Origin of the sequence: Streptomyces sp. BK239 (genome assembly GCF_004217285.1) — a bacterium.
Lineage (GTDB): Bacteria > Actinomycetota > Actinomycetes > Streptomycetales > Streptomycetaceae > Streptomyces.
In genome coordinates, this window is record NZ_SHKS01000001.1 from 1226583 (window position 1) to 1242139 (window position 15557).

Sequence of the window (15557 nt, forward strand, 5' to 3'; positions counted from 1 at the left end):
AGGACGCAAGGGCCCGGCACCCCCGTGTGGGTGCCGGGCCCTTCCGTGTGTGCCGGGCTGGTCGCGCGTCCCGCGCCCTCAGGCCGACGGCGCCGAGGGCGGCGGGGCCGAGCGGCCGCGCCGGGCCGCCGCCCACGTCGTGCGCAGCCATGCCGGCCACTTCCGGGTGTCCCGCGGCTCCACGTACGGCTCGGTGTACGGGGCCTCGGTCTCCTCCCGTTCCCGCCCGTCGCACACGATCGCCCGCTCCCGCGCCAGCTCCGCGTCGAACTCCAGCCCCAGCAGGATCGCCAGGTTGCTCAGCCACAGCCACACCAGGAAGACGACGGCCCCCGCGAGAGTGCCGTAGGTCCGGTTGTAGAGCGAGAAGTTGGCCGCGTAGAGCGCGAACCCGCCCGAGGCGACGAGCCAGATGAGGGTGGCGACGAAACTGCCGGGGGAGACCCAACGGAAGCCGCGGCCACGGACGTTGGGGGCGGCCCAGTACAGCAGGGCGATCATCAGCACGACGAGGAGCAGCAGCACCGGCCACTTGGCCACGCCCCACACCGCGATCGCCGCGTCGCCGGCCCCCACCAGCCTGCCCGCCCGCTCGGCCAGCGGCCCGGTGAAGACGACGATCAGCGCGCTCGCCGCCAGCATCAGCATCAGCGTCACGGTCAGCGCGAGGCGCAGCGGCGTCAGCTTCCACACCGGCCGGCCCTCCGGGAGGTCGTACACCGCGTTCGACGCCCGGATGAACGCGGCCACGTAGCCGGACGCCGACCACAGCGCGGCGAACAGACCGGCGATCGCCAGCACCCCGCTCGCGCCGCCGCTGTCGCCGAGCTGGACCACCGAGTCGCGCAGGATGTCCCGGGCCGGGCCGGGGGTCAGTTCCCCTATGTTGTCGAGGATGGCGTCGGTGGCGCGCCGGCCGACCACGCCCAGCGTGGACACCATCACCAGCAGCGCCGGGAACAGTGACAGCACGCCGTAGTACGTCAACGCGGCCGCCCGGTCGGAGAGTTCGTCGTCGAGCAGTTCTTTCGCCGTGCGCCGTGTCACCGCCCACCACGAACGGGCGGGCAACCGGCCGGGAGCACGCCCCGCCTCCTGCGAATCCTCGTCCATGACCTGCGTGTCTCCCGAAACGGGGCCGCGAACCGCGCGCAGGCCGGGTTCGCCCGGCCGGGAACCCGGGGCCGGCCGAACCGTGTGTCCGGCCGGCCCCGCCGGCCTGTGCCGGTCGCCGCCTACGGCTGGAAGCGCAGCACCTGCGGGTCGTGGTCGCTGATCTGGTCGTGGAACTCCGAGTTCACGTGCACGCTGTCGTACTCGAAGACCCCGCGCCGGATCGCCGGGCTGACCAGGATCTGGTCGAGGACCTGGCTGTTGCCCTGGTAGACGTAGGAGTAACGCTCCTCCCTCGGCAGCGACTTGATCGCGGACCACAGCTCGCCGTCGCCTTCGAGGACGTCCGCGGTGCCGGAGAACTCGAAGTCGTTGATGTCGCCGAGCGCGATGACGTTCGCCTTGCGCTCGGTGTCCAGGATGTCCTTCACGAACCCGTTGACCAGGGCCGCCTGCTGGTGGCGCTGCACCTCCGAGCTGCGCGCCGCCGGCTGGTACTGCGAGGTCAGACCCTGGTCGCCGCCCTTGGAGTTGAAGTGGTTGGCGATCACGAAGACCGTGCGGCCCTGGAAGACGAACTCGCCGACCAGCGGCTTGCGGCTGGAGTTGAAGGCGGTGTTCGCCGGGTCGATGCGGCCGGGGGAGACCGTCAGGGCCGCCTTGCCGCGGACCCCGGTGACGCCGGCCGCGGTCGTGGCGTCGCCGCCCGCGCGGTCGGTGAAGGAGACCCGCTCCGTGTTGAACAGGAACACCTGGCGGATGTTGCCGCCCGGCTCGCCGCCGTCGGCGTTGTTCACCGGGTCGACGGAGCGCCAGTCGTAGCGCGGACCGCCCGCGGCGACGATCGCGTCGATCAGCTTGCGCACCGTCTGCCCTGCGGTCACCGTACCGTCGTTCTTCGCGCCGTTGTCGTCCTGGATCTCCTCCAGGGACACGATGTCGGGCGACTGCAGGTGCTGCACGATCGCGGCGGCGTGCGCGGCGAAGGTCGTGTCGCCCGGGTCGAGGTTCTCGACGTTGTACGTCGCCACGGCCAGCTCGCGCTCGCCCTGCTTGCGCGTGGTCTCACGCTCCAGGCCGGCGCTCTCCAGGGTGCCGATCCGGTTGCCGACCAGGGTGTACCCGCCGAACTGGTTGTAGTCCAGGGGGCCTTCGGTCACGCCCGCGAGCACGTCGCCGACGTTCGCCTTCGGGAAGGCGGCCACCGCGCCGAGCGACTGGATCTGGAGCCGGCCCGTGTTCTGCTGCTTGTACGAGCCGTAGACCGTGCCGCCGCTGGGGTTGGCGTTCTCCTGCGGCTTCACCGTGACCCACAGCTCGGTGTACGGGTCGGTCGCGCCGACCACGCGGGTGTCCTTGACCCGGATGTTCTGGCCCTCGAGGGACTCGTAGTAGTCCAGGGCGTACTTCCGCGGCTTCAGCGTCAGGCCGTTGACCGAGCCGTTCGCGGCCGGGTCGCCCTCCGGGGCGTACTTGTTCGGGACCGACCCGGCGTCCACGACCACGGCGGCCGGGACCGGGTTGCCGCTGGAGACGACGGTGACCGTGGGCCGCACGATCTCGGTCACCGACTGGTTGCCGGTCGAGGCGCCGCCGGGGACGAACTCCGAGACCGTGCCGTTCACGGTGACGGCGTCGCCCACGGCGACCTTGGGCGCGGAGCTGGTGAAGACGAAGACGCCCTCGCTGGTGGCGGGGTCGGCGTCCGGTGACGGGTCCTGGATCCAGAAGCCCCTGGAGGAGCCGTAGGAGCGCACCCCGGTGACGATTCCGGTGACGTCGGTGACCTGCTGACCGGCGTACGGGGATATCCGGGTGGTTCCCTGGATGTCGTGGATGCGCACGGCGTCGGCGTGCGCGGGCGAGGCGATGACGACGGCGGACGCCGCGGAGCAGACGGCGGCGACGGTGAGCGCGGCGAGACGCGCGGAAGACCTGCTAGGCAACGGGTTCCCTCCGGGGGACGTGCATGAGCGCCGGGACGAGGGTGAGGCGTGGGCGCGGACGGACGCGCGGAGAAAGGTCAGTGAACACCTGTCCCCCCAACTTCTACGCGCGTCAATCTCCTGCCTGCTCCGGCCAGTTGTCAAGGTTTCGGCCATGTACGGATGCCGTCCGGCAGATGAACCGGGCGGCATGGGTGGATATCCGTCTAGGCTGAGCCGCTGAGTGGCACCACGCGTTTCGAGGAGAACCAGCCGATGTCAGACAGCTCGCCCCTGCCGCCCGTACGGCTGATCTCCGAAGCGGAGCTGGCACGCGACGCGCTGTCGACCCCGTTGCTCGCCCGGGCCGCCCGCCTCGCCCGCTGGGCCGGGCCCGACACCCTCGTCGACGCCGGGGGCGGACTCGTCGACGAACAGCTGCCGGCCGCCGCCGAACTCCTCGGCCTCACCGGCGACGACGCCGCCGCCTGCGCGAGCGAGGCGTGGCGGGTCGCGGTGGACACCGGTCTTGTCGAGATCACCGACGAGGAGAACGGCGCAGTCGCCCCCGGCGAGGAACTCGCCCTGCTGACCGGCGGTTCCCCGCACGAGGTGCTCGCCGTCTGGCTCGCCGCGCTGGAGACGGTCCTCGCCGACGCGAGCGTGCCCGACCTCGACGACCTGATCGACGCCATGGACGCCGACGGCGGTCATGTCGACTTCTCCCAGCTGGACTTCGACCCCGAGCGGGAGGCCGCCTTCCTCGACGGCGTGCTCGGCAACCTCTACCTGCTGACCGTCGGCGAGGACGGCCCCGGCGACGCGGCCGTCCCGCTGCCCGCACTCGCCGCCTCCATGATCGTCCCCGGTGACGCGGCCGAGCCCAGCAACGACATGCTGGAGCAGATCTCCGACGCGATGATGCGCCTCGACGACCAGTTCCGCCTGCTGGAGCCGATCGGCCTCGTCTCCTACCGGCCCGTCGACGAGGCCCTCATGCGGGACGCCGACGAGAGCGGCGGGACCGCGGGGGCTGAGGTTTCCGGCGGGGCCGGTGGCTCGGGGGAGGGGGCCGCCGCCTCGGCCGACGACACCGAGGTCGCCCGCTACGGCATGGTCCGCCTCACCCCGCTCGGCCTGTACGGGCTGCGGGCGCGGCTGCTGGAGGCCGGCTTCACCGCGCCCGCCGTCGGCGACCTCGCCGACAAGGGCGCCGACGCCCTCCTCGACGGCAGCGCCGGGTACGGTCCGCAGGCCGCCCGTGCCGAGACCGAGCACTGGCTCGCCCGCCGCGAACCCGTCGCCGCCGCGCGCGAGTTGCTCGCCGCGGCCCGGGGCTCCGACGCGGGCGCGCCGCTGCGCCGGCTGCGCTGCCAGCAGGCCCTGTCCCTGGTCGGGGACCAGGCCGAACCGGCCGTGCGGGAGGTCCTGGACGACGCCGAACTCGGCGGTCTGGCCCGGGTCTGGCTGACCGAGCTGGGCGCGACCGACGTTCCGCCGCCGTCGGAGGCGATGATCTTCTGGCTCACCATCGACACCCTGGCCGCCCAGCTCGCCGCCGAGGGCAACTCCGAGGAACTCCAGGCGCTGGTCGAGGGGCTGGCCCAGCAGCACAGCGGGTTCTTCGCCGCGGCCTGGCGGGTCGAGCACCCGGCCACTGCGGACGTGCTGGAGGCGATGGGCCGCCTCCACCCCGACAAGCGCGTCGCCAAGGAGGCCCGCAAGGCCGCTTTCAAGGCCCGCTCCCAGCAGGGCGGCTGACGCCGGTCCTGAGGAGGAGGCGCGGTATGACGCCGGCCAGACCCATGCGCGCGGACGCCCGCCGCAACTACGAGCGGTTGCTGGAGGCGGCCGCCCAGGCCTTCGCCGAACACGGGGAGGGCGCGTCGCTCGACGACATCGCCAAGCGGGCGGGCGTCGGCTCGGGCACGCTGTACCGGCACTTCCCGACGCGTCAGGCGCTGCTGGAGGCTGCCTACGTCGATCGGATCGAGGCGTTCGCGGTCCGCGCGGACGAACTCGGCGCGCGGCTCCCGCCGGGGGAGGCGCTGGTGGCGTGGCTGACCGACCTGTGCGCCGGCACGCTCCAGGTCCGCGGCTTGAAGGCGCTGCTGGGCTCGGCCGTCATGGACGGCGGCGGCCGTGCGGTCCCGGCGTGCGCGACGAGCGTGACGGAGGCGGCGTCCCGGCTGGTGGAAGCGGCGCAGCGGGAGGGGGCCCTGCGGACCGACGTCACCCCGATGGAACTGCTGCGGCTGGCGCACGGCCTGGCGACGGCGGCGGAACTGACCGACGGCGGCGGTGACAGCATCCGGCGGTACGTCACGCTGCTGACCGAGGGACTGCGGCCGGGGCGCTGAGGCGGGCGGCGGGCGCGCCTTCGGGGAGCGCGCCCGCGGCTGCCGTGCGGGGTGTGATCGGACGGGGTCCGCGGTCAGAGTGCCTGGGCGGCCGGCTTCACCATGTTCCGTACCGTCCGGGCCTTCACGAACTCGCCCATCGCGGTCATCTCCCACTCACCGGAGAACTGGCGGATCAGCTTCGCCATCATCACGCCCGTCTGCGGCTCCGCGCCGGTGAGGTCGAAGCGGACCAGCTCCTCGCCGGTCGTGGCGTCCAGCAGACGGCAGTAGGCCTTGGCCACCTCGGTGAACTTCTGCCCGGAGAACGAGTTGACGGTGAAGACCAGACCCGTCACCTCCTGCGGGAGCCGGCCCAGGTCGACGGCGATCACCTCGTCGTCCCCGCCGCCCTCGCCGGTGAGGTTGTCGCCGGAGTGCTTGATCGCGCCGTTGACGATGCTCAGCTTGCCGAAGTAGCAGCTGTCGATGTGGTTGCGCTGCGGGCCGTAGGCGATGACCGAGGCGTCCAGGTCGATGTCCCGGCCCCGGTACGCCGGCTCCCAGCCGAGGCCCATCCTGACCTGCGACAGCAGGGGCAGGCCGCCCTTCATGAGGGAGACGGTCTGGTTCTTCTGGAGGCTGACGCGGCCCTTGTCGAGGTTGATCTTGCCGGTGCCGGCGGCCGGCGCGGGGGGTACGGGAGGCGGCGCCTGCGGCATCGGCGGCGCGGTGACGGCGGGGGCTGCGGGCGCTGCGGGGACGGTGGGCGCCGCCGGCTGGGGCGGCGTGGCCGGCTCCTCCACCGTGACGCCGAAGTCGGTGGCGATGCCGGCCAGACCGTCGGCGTACCCCTGGCCCACCGCGCGGGCCTTCCACGCGCCGTTGCGCAGGTAGATCTCCACGACCAGCAGCGCCGTCTCGTCGCCCAGGTGCGGCGGCGTGAACGTCGCCAGGACGCTGTGGTCGTCGGCGTTGCGGATGGTGGCCGTCGGTTCGATGCCCCGGAACGTCTGTCCGGCGGCGTCGGGGCTCGCCGTGACGACGATCTTCTCGATGCCCGGCGGGATCGCGGAGGTGTCGACCGTGATGGCGTCGGGGGCCGCGCCGCCGCCGGAACGGTAGCTCACGCCGGGGCCGCTCGGCTGGTTGTAGAAGATGAAGTCGTCGTCGGAGCGCACCTTGCCGTCGGCGGTGAGCAGCAGGCCCGAGACGTCGAGGCGCACGGGTGCGGTGACGTCGACCGCCACGCGGGGGGCGGTGAGGGGGATGTTCGAGCCGGGGGTCATAGCTGTCATGCCAGGAGAACGAGCGAGGCCGTTTTACCGTTCCCTTACTGTCCCCGTTCAGCGGGGAGGCCGTCGTCGAGGGGGTCGGTCGCGACGGCGGGCCAGGTGTACTCGAACTCGGGGAGCGCGAAACCCTGGTCGAACCGGCAGACGCGGGACGCGGTGCGGCGGCCTCCGTGGCGTTCATAGAAGGCGACGGCGCGGGTGTTGTCCTGGAGGACTTCCAGGTAGACGTCCCGGCCGGGGTGCGCGGTGGCGGCCCAGGCCAGGGCACGCCCGAGCAGCAGCCGACCCAGTCCGCGACCGGTGTCGCCGGGCCGGACGTGCAGGTTGTCCAGCAGGATCCGGCCGTCCGGCTTCGGTTCCAGATAGACGAAGCCGAGCAGCCGGCCGGCCTCCACGGCCAGGAACAGTGCGGCGCCCGGGACGGGATCGTCCAGCCGGGCCCGCCACACCTCTCGGCGTTCGGCGAGCAGCGGACCGTTCAGGTACTGCGCGGGGAACAGGCTCGCGTAGGCCCTTCGCCAGCTGGTCGTGTGCAGCTCGGCTATGGCGCCGGCATCGTCCGCCCCGCCCGTGATGATCTCCATGGCCGCATCCTCCCCGTGGCCGGATCCGCTGTCAGTACGGCCAGATCGGGGGGTCGGTCACGAAGGGGCCGCCCAGGTGGTTGTGGGCGGGGTCGGACGGGTCAAGTTCGCCCTGTTCGGCGATCAGCTTCTCGGCGTACGGCTCGGAGTCGTCCTGCGGCTCGTAGCCGAGGGCCCGCGCGCTGGTGAGGTCCCACCACAGGCGCGTGTTGGCGGAGGAGCCGTAGACCACCGTGTGGCCCACGCCCTGGGCGGTGAGCGCGGCGTGGAAGAGGCGGGCGCCGTCGGCCGGGCTCATCCACACCGACAGCATGCGCACGCTGGTCGGCTCGGCGAAGCAGGAGCCGATCCGCACCGACACCGTCTCCAGCCCGTGCTTGTCCCAGTAGAACTGGGCGAGGTCCTCGCCGAAGGACTTGGACAGGCCGTAGAAGGTGTCCGGGCGGCGCGGGGTGTGGACCGGGATCAGCGACTCCGGCGGGAGGGGGGCGTCGCCCTCGGGCCGGGGGGTGAAGCCGACCGCGTGGTTGGAGGAGGCGAACACCACGCGCCCGACGCCCTCCTGGCGGGCGGCCTCGTACAGGTGGTACGTCCCCTCGATGTTCGCCTTGAGGATCTTCTCGAAGGGGGCTTCCAGGGAGATGCCCGCGAGGTGGATGATCGCGTCGACGCCCCGCACCGCCTCTCGCAGCGCGTCCAGGTCGGCGAGGTCCGCGGTGATCGCGTCCGGCGCGCCCTCGACGGGCCGCACGTCGAGAAGGCGCAGCTCGTAGCCGTAGGCGGGGAGCAGCTCCCGCATGAGGGTGCCGAGGCCACCGGCGGCGCCGGTGAGCAGGACGGTGCGCGCAGCGGGCATCCTCGGGTCTCCTTGGATCTCACGGCCGAGTCTGTGGACGTCATTCACATGCGTGGACACGCTAGGGATCTCGCCCACCCTCCGTCAAGGGGCGCACTGAGTCGATAAATCGCCTCCCGCGTCGCCGTCTGTGCGCTTGACCGGGCCTGATCGGCTCCCTAGGGTGAACTGCGTTCAGAAATGTGGATGCCGGTCATAACAATGCACGCGTCGCCTCAGGGAGAGTCCGTGACGTCAGCGTCAGCTCCGCTCGCCGCACGCCTTCGCGTCCCCAGCGGACCGCTGTTCTTCCCCGTCACCGCCTTCGGCCCCGACGGCTCCGTCGCCCTCGACGCCTACCGGAAGCACGTGCGCCGCGGCGTGGAGGCCGGCGCGGCGGCCGTCTTCGCCTGTTGCGGCACCGGTGAGTTCCACGCGCTCACCCCCGAGGAGTTCCAGACGTGCGTCAGGGCCGCCGTGGAGGAGACGGGCGGGCGGGTGCCCGTCGTCGCGGGCGCCGGGTACGGGACGGCGCTCGCCGTCCGCTACGCACGGCTCGCGCGGGACGCCGGCGCCGACGGACTGCTCGCGATGCCGCCCTACCTCGTCGTCGCCGCGCAGGAAGGGCTGCTGCGCCACTACCGCGAACTCGCCGCCGCCACCGAACTCCCCGTCATCGTCTACCAGCGCGACAACGCCGTCCTCACTCCCGGGACCGCCGTCGAACTCGCCCGCACCGAGGGGATCATCGGCCTCAAGGACGGCGTCGGCGACCTCGACCTCATGCAGCGCGTCGTCAGCGCCGTCCGCAGCGAGGTCCCCGGCGACTTCCTCTACTTCAACGGCCTGCCCACCGCGGAACAGACGCAGCTCGCCTACCACGGCATCGGCGTCACCCTCTACTCCTCGGCCGTGTTCTGCTTCGCCCCCGAGATCGCCCTCGCCTTCCACCGGGCGCTCACCGCGGGCGACCTGGCCGTCGTCCACCGCCTGCTGGACGGCTTCTACCGCCCCCTCGTCGAGCTGCGCGCCCTCGGCCGCGGCTACGCCGTCTCCCTGGTCAAGGCGGGTGTGCGGTTGCGCGGCCTCGACGTCGGCGAGGTGCGCCCGCCGCTGCACGAACCGAACGAGGACCATGTGAAACAGCTCGCCGCAGTGATCGAGCGCGGACACGCGCTGCTGGAGGAGGACCGGTGAAGGCGTCGACTTTCGTCTACCCCTGGGACGTCAACGGGGACCCGGAGGCGCCCGAGCGGATCGCCGCGCTCGGCGTACGGCAGGCGACGCTCGCCGCCGCCTACCACTCCACCCGCGCCCTCACCCCGCGCCACCCCCGCCACCGCATCGTCACCGCCGAGCACGCCGCCGTGCTGTACCCGACGGACCCGGCGGGCCCGCGCTGGGCGAACAGCGCCCTGCGGCCCCACCCGGCCGGCGACTGGGCCCCGGGCGACGCCTACGGCGAGGCCGCCGCCGCGCTGGAGCGGGCCGGCCTGGAGGTGCACACCTGGGTGGTCCTCGCGCACAACTCCCGCCTCGGCGCCGAGCACCCCGGCACCTCGGTCGTCAACGCCTACGGCGACCGCTACCCGTGGGCCCCGTGCATCGCGCAGCCCGCCACACGCGCGTACCTCGTCGACCTGGCCGCCGAGGCCGCCGTACGGCCCGGCGCGGCGGGCACCGAGCTGGAGTCCCTCGGCTGGTACGGCCTCCAGCACCTGCACGCCCACGACAAGACGTCCGGCGTCGCCCTCGGGGACGCCGGCATGTACCTGATGGCGCTCTGCTTCTGCCCGTCCTGCCGGGAGGGCTACGCCGGCCGGGGCCTGGACCCCGACTTGCTGGCGGACTCCGTGCGCACCGCGCTGGAGCCGCTGTGGCAGGGTGCGCCCGACGACGCCGGCTGGGCGGGCGTCGAGAAGCTCCTCGGGCAGGAGACGGCGAGGGCCACGCGCGCGTGGCGCGACGAGACCGCCCGCACGCTCCAGGAGGCGGCGGTGGCCGCCGTCCGCGCCGAGGCCCCAGAGGGCTTCCAGGTGCTGCTGCACGCCGACCCGGTGACGTACCACGTCGGCGCCAACCCGGGCGTGGACCCCGCGCACATCCTGGCCGTCGCGGACGGCGTGGTCGTCCCCTGCGCGGACGGGCCCGGCCTGATCGCGCCCTTCGCCGAGCAGGGCCGCGACGGGGCGGTGCTCGCCGCCAACTTCCCGATCGTCTCCGGCATGGGCGGCGACCCCGGCGGCCTCGCGGCCGGCGCGGCCCGCGCGCGCGATCTCGGAGCCACCGAGCTCCGCCTCTACCACGCGGGCCTGGCGTCCGACGCCGACCTGGAGGCGACCCGGAAGGCCCTCGGCGCGCTCTGAAGCCCCCCCCGCACGACTGGGGGCACGGACGTCCGCGCGGAGCGATGAGTTTCCCCCCTCCGCGCGGTCCACCCCATATGACCGACATCGCCACCACACTCGACCTCGCACCTCAGGCCCGCATCGTCGCGCGGCTCGCCGCGGACGTCCGGGACGAGCAGCTCGACGGGCCCACGCCCTGCCCGCGGTACGCCGTGCGGAACCTGCTCGGCCATCTCGGGCACCTCGCCGTCGCCTTCCGGGACGCCGCGCGCAAGGACCTGGGCGCCACGACCGACACGGACCCCGGTACGACCCTGCCGGACCTCCCGCCCGGCTGGCGTGAGGAGCTGCCGGCGGCGCTCGACGCGCTCGCCGAGGCCTGGCGGGACCCCGCCGCCTGGACCGGCATGACCCGCGCGGGCGGCGTCGACCTGCCCGGCGAGGTCGCCGGCGCCGTCGCCGCCGACGAACTCGTCGTCCACGGCTGGGACCTCGCCCGGGCCACCGGACAGCGCTACGCGCCCGACCCCGCGGCGCTGCGCGCCTCCCACGCGTTCCTGCGGGCCGCGGCCGAGGAGGCCGGCGAGGGCGGCAGCGGGATCTTCGGCCCCGTCGTCCCCGTCCCGCCGGACGCCCCGCTGCTCGCCCGTGCCGTCGGCCTGAGCGGCCGCGACCCGGGCTGGACGCCATGAGCGTTCCGGCTGCGTACGCGTAGACGCATCGCGTAGACGCACCCATGAGCACGGCGTAGACGGAGGTGATCGCGGCGCTTCGCGCCGTGGTGAAACGTACGCTCCCCACCATGCCCCTCAGCCTCACCGTCCTCGGCACCGCCTCTCCGCATCCGGGACCGGGCCACCCCTGCTCCGGCTATCTCCTGCGCGGCGGGGGCGCCGAGGTGTGGGTGGACGCGGGCACGGGAACGTTCGCCGAGTTGCAGCGGCACACGGACCCGCGGCGGCTCACCGCGATCTGGATCTCCCATCTGCACGCCGACCACTGCGCCGACCTCCTCCCGGCCGTCTACGCGTTCGCGTTCGGCGGCCTCACCCCGCCGGCGCCGGTCCCGGTGTACGCGCCGAGGGACTGCGCGCGGCGGCTGGCCGCCTTCTTCGGGCAGCCGGACGCCCGGTTCCTGACCGGCATCCTCGACTTCAGGGCCCTGCACGACGGCCACTCGGTACGGCACTGGAACCTCAAGCTCACCTCCCGGGCGGTGGCCCACGACACCGAGGCGTACGGGCTGCGCGCCGAGTGCCAGGGGAGCGTCCTCGCGTACTCGGGGGACAGCGGGCCGTGCCCCGCGCTCTTCGAACTCGCCTCCGGCGCCGACCTGTTCCTGTGCGAGGCGGACATCGACCGGCATCGCGAGGGCGAACAGGTCCATCTGACCCCGGAGGACGCGGGGGACACCGCCCGGCAGGCCGGTGTGCGCGAACTCGTCGTGACCCACGTCGGGCCCACGCTGACCCGTGAGAAAGCGGCCGCGCGGGCCGCCGCCGCGTTCGGCGGCCCCACCCGCTCCGCGCACGAGGGCGACACCGTCCCCCTCTGACCCCACCCGGCGCGGGAGCCCCTTCAGCAACTTCCTTTGCCGGAGGCATTGACGAAACCCCGGCCCGCTCCTACCTTCAACGCGTCGTACTTCGTACGTCATATATGAGACGCGATACACGAGATCCGACGCGGCGTGTCAGCCGGACCGCACGTCAGCCACGCAGCACGTCAGACAGCTCGTCAGACACCGAGAGGCGCGCATGACCTCTGTGCCCACGCCGATCCCCTCCCGCACGCAGTACGTGCTGGAGGAGATCAAACGCCGCATCCTCACCGGGCAGTTGACGCCTGGTCAGGCGCTGGTCGAGACCGAGCTCGCCGCTCAGTTCGGGGTCTCCAAGACCCCGGTGCGGGAGGCGCTCAAGACGCTCGCCGGCACCGGACTGGTCGTCATGAGCCAGTACAAGGGCGTCACGGTGCGCATGGTGGACGCGGACATGGCGCGCGAGGTCTACGACGTACGGCTCCTCCTCGAACCCGAGGCGCTGAAGCGGTCCGTGCGGCGCGGGGCGTCCCTGGACGCCGCCCGCTCGGCGCTGACCCGTGCCGACGAGGCCGCCGACACCGCCGAACGCTCCCTGGCCAACCGGGAGTTCCACCGCGCCCTGTACCTGCCCTGCGGCAACCCGCTGCTCGGCCGGATGCTCGACGAGGTCCGCGACCAGGCCGCCCTGGTCTCCGCCGTCGCCTGGGCCGCCTCCCCCTCCTGGGAACGGGAGGCCGGCGAGCACCGCGAGATCCTGCGGCTCGCGCTGGCGGGCGACGCCGACGGCGCGGCGAGCGCTCTGCACGCGCACATCGCGTCGTTCGTACGGCGGGCGTTCCCCGAGGCCGGGGAAGCCCAGGGACAGGAAGGTCAGCGATGAGCAGCGTGGCGTTCGAGACCCAGCGGGCGGCCCTGGCCGACGTGGTGGCGATCCCGGTGACACCCTTCGCCGAGGACGGCTCCGTCGACCGGGACACCCACCGGGCCCTGCTGCGCAGGCTGCTCGACGGCGGGATCACCACCCTCACCCCCAACGGCAACACCGGCGAGTTCTACGCCCTCACCCCCGAGGAGCGCCGCCTGGTCACCGAGCTGACCGTCGAGGAGGCCGGCGACCGGGCCGTCGTCCTGGCCGGCGTCGGCCATGACGTGCCCACCGCCGTCGCCTCCGCCCGCCACGCCCGCGAGCTGGGCGCGCGCATGGTGATGGTCCACCAGCCCGTCCACCCCTATGTGTCGCAGAGCGGCTGGGTCGACTACCACCGCGCCATCGCCGAGGCGGTGCCCGAGCTGGGCGTCGTGCCGTACATCCGCAACGCGCAGCTCGCGGGCCTTCGGCTCGCCGAACTCGCCGACGCCTGCCCGAACGTGATCGGCGTGAAGTACGCCGTGCCGGACGCCGCCCGCTTCGCCGCCTTCGCGCGGGACGCCGGTCTTGAGCGGTTCGTATGGGTCGCCGGCCTGGCCGAGCCCTACGCCCCCTCCTACTTCTCCGCAGGCGCCACCGGTTTCACCTCGGGCCTGGTGAACGTGGCCCCGGCCGTCTCGCTCAACATGATCGAGGCGCTGCGCTCCGGCGACTACCCGGCCGCCATGAAGGTCTGGGAGCAGATCCGCCGTTTCGAGGAGCTGCGCGCCGCCGACGGCTCCGCCAACAACGTCACCGTCGTCAAGGAGGCCCTCGCCTCCCTCGGGCTGTGCCGCCGCGAGGTCCGCCCACCGAGCCGGCCGCTGCCCGAGGGCGAGCGCGCCGAGGTCGCCGCCATCGCCGCCGGGTGGTCCATATGAGCGACGACGTCAGGAAGCGCCCCGAGGAGCTGCGCAGCCACCAGTGGTACGGCACCGACGGACTGCGTTCCTTCAGCCACCGCGCCCGCACCCGCCAGCTCGGCTACCTCCCCGAGGAGCACCTCGGCAAGCCGGTCATCGCGATCCTCAACACCTGGTCGGACATCAACCCCTGTCATGTGCACCTCCGTGACCGGGCGCAGGCGGTCAAGCGGGGCGTGTGGCAGGCGGGCGGGTTCCCGCTGGAGTTCCCTGTCTCGACCCTGTCCGAGACCTTCCAGAAGCCGACCCCCATGCTCTACCGCAACCTCCTCGCCATGGAGACCGAGGAGCTGCTGCGCTCCTACCCGGTCGACGGGGCGGTGCTGATGGGCGGCTGCGACAAGACGACCCCGGCCCTGCTGATGGGGGCGGCGAGCGTCGACCTGCCGACCGTGTTCGTGCCCGCCGGGCCGATGCTGCCGGGCCACTGGCGCAGCGAGGTCCTCGGCTCCGGGACCGACATGTGGAAGTACTGGGACGACAAACGGGCCGGCCTCATCGGCGACTGCGAGATGGCCGAGCTGGAGAACGGCCTCGCCCGCTCGCCCGGCCACTGCATGACGATGGGCACGGCGTCCACGCTGACCGCCGCCGCCGAGGTGCTCGGGGTGACGGTCCCGGGCGCGTCGAGCATCCCCGCCGTGGACTCCGGACACGACCGGATGGCCGCCGCGGCGGGCCTGCGCATCGTCGAACTGGTCCACAAGGGCCGGACGTTGAACGACATCCTCACCCAGGACGCCTTCACCGACGCCGTCACCACCGTCCTCGGTCTCGGCGGCTCCACCAACGCGGTGATCCACCTCATCGCCATGGCGGGCCGGGCCGGCGTCGCGCTCACCCTCGACGACTTCGACCGCATCGCCCGCACGGTGCCCGTCCTCGCCGACGTGCGCCCCGGCGGCCGGAAGTACCTGATGGAGGACTTCCACTTCGCGGGCGGCCTGCCCGGCTTCCTCTCCCGGATCCCGGACCTGCTCCACCTGGACCGTCCGACCGTCGCCCACGACACCCTGCGCGAGCAGATCGCCGGCGCCCTGGTGCACGACGACGACGTGATCCGCACCCGGGACAACCCGGTCGCGAGCGAGGGCGGGGTCGCCGTCCTGCGCGGCAACCTCTGCCCGGACGGCGCCGTCATCAAGCACATCGCCGCCGAGCCGCACCTGCTCAAGCACACCGGCCCCGCGGTCGTCTTCGACGACTACCGGACGATGCAGCGCACCATCAACGACCCCGCGCTGGAGATCACCGCCGACAGCGTGCTCGTCCTGCGCAACGCCGGCCCCAAGGGCGGCCCGGGCATGCCCGAGTACGGCATGCTCCCCATCCCCGACCACCTGCTCAAGCAGGGCGTGCGGGACATGGTCCGCATCTCCGACGCCCGTATGAGCGGCACCAGTTACGGCGCCTGCGTCCTGCACGTGGCGCCCGAGTCGTACGTCGGCGGGCCCCTCGCCCTCGTGCGCACCGGGGACTCGATCACCCTGGACGTCGAGGCGCGCTCACTGCGACTCGACGTCGACGACGAGGAACTGGAGCGCCGCCGGGCGCGGTGGACGCCGCCGCCCGTGCGCTACGAGCGCGGTTACGGCGCGCTCTACAACGAGCAGATCACCCAGGCCGACACCGGCTGCGACTTCGAGTTCCTGGCCCGCCCGGGCAAGGTGCAGGACCCGTACGCGGGCTGAACCGCCGCACCGCACGCACGACTCGGCACACCCATGTGCAGGAAGAAAGCGCTT

The 15557-nt window shown here is 73.0% G+C and carries 14 protein-coding genes; 9 read left to right on the forward strand and 5 right to left on the reverse strand.

Annotated elements, in window-relative coordinates; all coding sequences use genetic code 11:
* Positions 1-78: 78 nt before the first annotated feature.
* Complete coding sequence (locus EV567_RS05365; RefSeq protein ID WP_130437401.1) at positions 79-1113, reverse strand: YihY/virulence factor BrkB family protein; 1035 nt, start codon at positions 1111-1113, stop codon at positions 79-81.
* 122 nt (positions 1114-1235) lie between these two features.
* Positions 1236-3059 (reverse strand): endonuclease/exonuclease/phosphatase family protein, encoded by a 1824-nt coding sequence (locus tag EV567_RS05370; RefSeq protein WP_130437402.1) that lies wholly within the window; start codon positions 3057-3059, stop codon positions 1236-1238.
* A gap of 255 nt (positions 3060-3314) precedes the next feature.
* Here EV567_RS05370 and EV567_RS05375 point away from each other — a divergent pair, with 255 nt between their 5' ends.
* Positions 3315-4799 (forward strand): hypothetical protein, encoded by a 1485-nt coding sequence (locus EV567_RS05375; protein ID WP_130437403.1) that lies wholly within the window; start codon positions 3315-3317, stop codon positions 4797-4799.
* Positions 4800-4825: 26 nt separating this feature from the next.
* Complete coding sequence (locus tag EV567_RS05380; RefSeq protein ID WP_130437404.1) at positions 4826-5398, forward strand: TetR/AcrR family transcriptional regulator; 573 nt, start codon at positions 4826-4828, stop codon at positions 5396-5398.
* 74 nt (positions 5399-5472) lie between these two features.
* Here EV567_RS05380 and EV567_RS05385 read toward each other — a convergent pair whose 3' ends face one another.
* Genes EV567_RS05385 through EV567_RS05395 form a run of 3 tightly spaced genes read right to left on the reverse strand, consistent with a single transcriptional unit; the run spans position 5473 to position 8112 of the window.
* Complete coding sequence (locus EV567_RS05385) at positions 5473-6666, reverse strand: TerD family protein (protein ID WP_130437588.1); 1194 nt, start codon at positions 6664-6666, stop codon at positions 5473-5475.
* 44 nt (positions 6667-6710) lie between these two features.
* Positions 6711-7256 carry a GNAT family N-acetyltransferase gene (locus EV567_RS05390; protein WP_130437405.1) on the reverse strand — a complete coding sequence of 182 codons (546 nt, stop codon included), beginning with the start codon at positions 7254-7256 and terminating at the stop codon, positions 6711-6713.
* 31 nt (positions 7257-7287) lie between these two features.
* Positions 7288-8112, reverse strand: coding sequence for an NAD(P)-dependent oxidoreductase (locus tag EV567_RS05395; protein ID WP_130437406.1), 825 nt, complete (start codon positions 8110-8112; stop codon positions 7288-7290).
* Between the two features lie 201 nt (positions 8113-8313).
* Between EV567_RS05395 and EV567_RS05400 the strand changes: the two genes are divergently transcribed.
* The 7 genes from EV567_RS05400 to araD all read left to right on the forward strand — a co-directional run bounded on the left by EV567_RS05400 (position 8314) and on the right by araD (position 15503).
* Positions 8314-9288, forward strand: coding sequence for a 5-dehydro-4-deoxyglucarate dehydratase (locus tag EV567_RS05400; protein WP_130437589.1), 975 nt, complete (start codon positions 8314-8316; stop codon positions 9286-9288).
* Positions 9285-10457: a hypothetical protein gene (locus tag EV567_RS05405; RefSeq protein ID WP_130437407.1), complete on the forward strand. Its 1173-nt coding sequence runs from the start codon at positions 9285-9287 to the stop codon at positions 10455-10457. The genes EV567_RS05400 and EV567_RS05405 overlap by 4 nt, the downstream gene beginning before the upstream one ends.
* Positions 10458-10534: 77 nt before the next feature.
* The gene (locus EV567_RS05410; RefSeq protein ID WP_130437408.1) at positions 10535-11131 is read left to right on the forward strand and encodes a TIGR03086 family metal-binding protein; all 597 of its coding nucleotides are present in this window, start codon (positions 10535-10537) and stop codon (positions 11129-11131) included.
* Between the two features lie 110 nt (positions 11132-11241).
* On the forward strand, positions 11242-11994 hold the full coding sequence (locus EV567_RS05415) for an MBL fold metallo-hydrolase (RefSeq protein WP_130437409.1): 753 nt from the start codon (positions 11242-11244) through the stop codon (positions 11992-11994).
* A 202-nt stretch (positions 11995-12196) separates the two neighbouring features.
* Entirely contained in the window at positions 12197-12862 is a 666-nt protein-coding gene (locus tag EV567_RS05420) for a GntR family transcriptional regulator (protein WP_130437410.1), read from the forward strand.
* On the forward strand, positions 12859-13770 hold the full coding sequence (locus EV567_RS05425) for a dihydrodipicolinate synthase family protein (protein WP_130437411.1): 912 nt from the start codon (positions 12859-12861) through the stop codon (positions 13768-13770). The genes EV567_RS05420 and EV567_RS05425 overlap by 4 nt, the downstream gene beginning before the upstream one ends.
* Positions 13767-15503 carry an L-arabinonate dehydratase gene (araD, locus tag EV567_RS05430; protein ID WP_130437412.1) on the forward strand — a complete coding sequence of 579 codons (1737 nt, stop codon included), beginning with the start codon at positions 13767-13769 and terminating at the stop codon, positions 15501-15503. The genes EV567_RS05425 and araD overlap by 4 nt, the downstream gene beginning before the upstream one ends.
* Positions 15504-15557: the final 54 nt, after the last annotated feature.

Bases quoted from the DNA above. Each gene is read 5' to 3' on its own strand.
- araD (WP_130437412.1), top strand. From the start codon at position 13,767: ATGAGCGACGACGTCAGGAAGCGCCCCGAGGAGCTGCGCAGCCACCAG.
- EV567_RS05400 (WP_130437589.1), top strand. From the start codon at position 8,314: ATGCACGCGTCGCCTCAGGGAGAGTCCGTGACGTCAGCGTCAGCTCCG.
- EV567_RS05420 (WP_130437410.1), top strand. From the start codon at position 12,197: ATGACCTCTGTGCCCACGCCGATCCCCTCCCGCACGCAGTACGTGCTG.
- EV567_RS05390 (WP_130437405.1), bottom strand. From the start codon at position 7,256: ATGGAGATCATCACGGGCGGGGCGGACGATGCCGGCGCCATAGCCGAG.
- EV567_RS05425 (WP_130437411.1), top strand. From the start codon at position 12,859: ATGAGCAGCGTGGCGTTCGAGACCCAGCGGGCGGCCCTGGCCGACGTG.
- EV567_RS05365 (WP_130437401.1), bottom strand. From the start codon at position 1,113: ATGGACGAGGATTCGCAGGAGGCGGGGCGTGCTCCCGGCCGGTTGCCC.
- EV567_RS05415 (WP_130437409.1), top strand. From the start codon at position 11,242: ATGCCCCTCAGCCTCACCGTCCTCGGCACCGCCTCTCCGCATCCGGGA.
- EV567_RS05385 (WP_130437588.1), bottom strand. From the start codon at position 6,666: ATGACCCCCGGCTCGAACATCCCCCTCACCGCCCCCCGCGTGGCGGTC.
- EV567_RS05380 (WP_130437404.1), top strand. From the start codon at position 4,826: ATGACGCCGGCCAGACCCATGCGCGCGGACGCCCGCCGCAACTACGAG.
- EV567_RS05395 (WP_130437406.1), bottom strand. From the start codon at position 8,112: ATGCCCGCTGCGCGCACCGTCCTGCTCACCGGCGCCGCCGGTGGCCTC.
- EV567_RS05375 (WP_130437403.1), top strand. From the start codon at position 3,315: ATGTCAGACAGCTCGCCCCTGCCGCCCGTACGGCTGATCTCCGAAGCG.
- EV567_RS05410 (WP_130437408.1), top strand. From the start codon at position 10,535: ATGACCGACATCGCCACCACACTCGACCTCGCACCTCAGGCCCGCATC.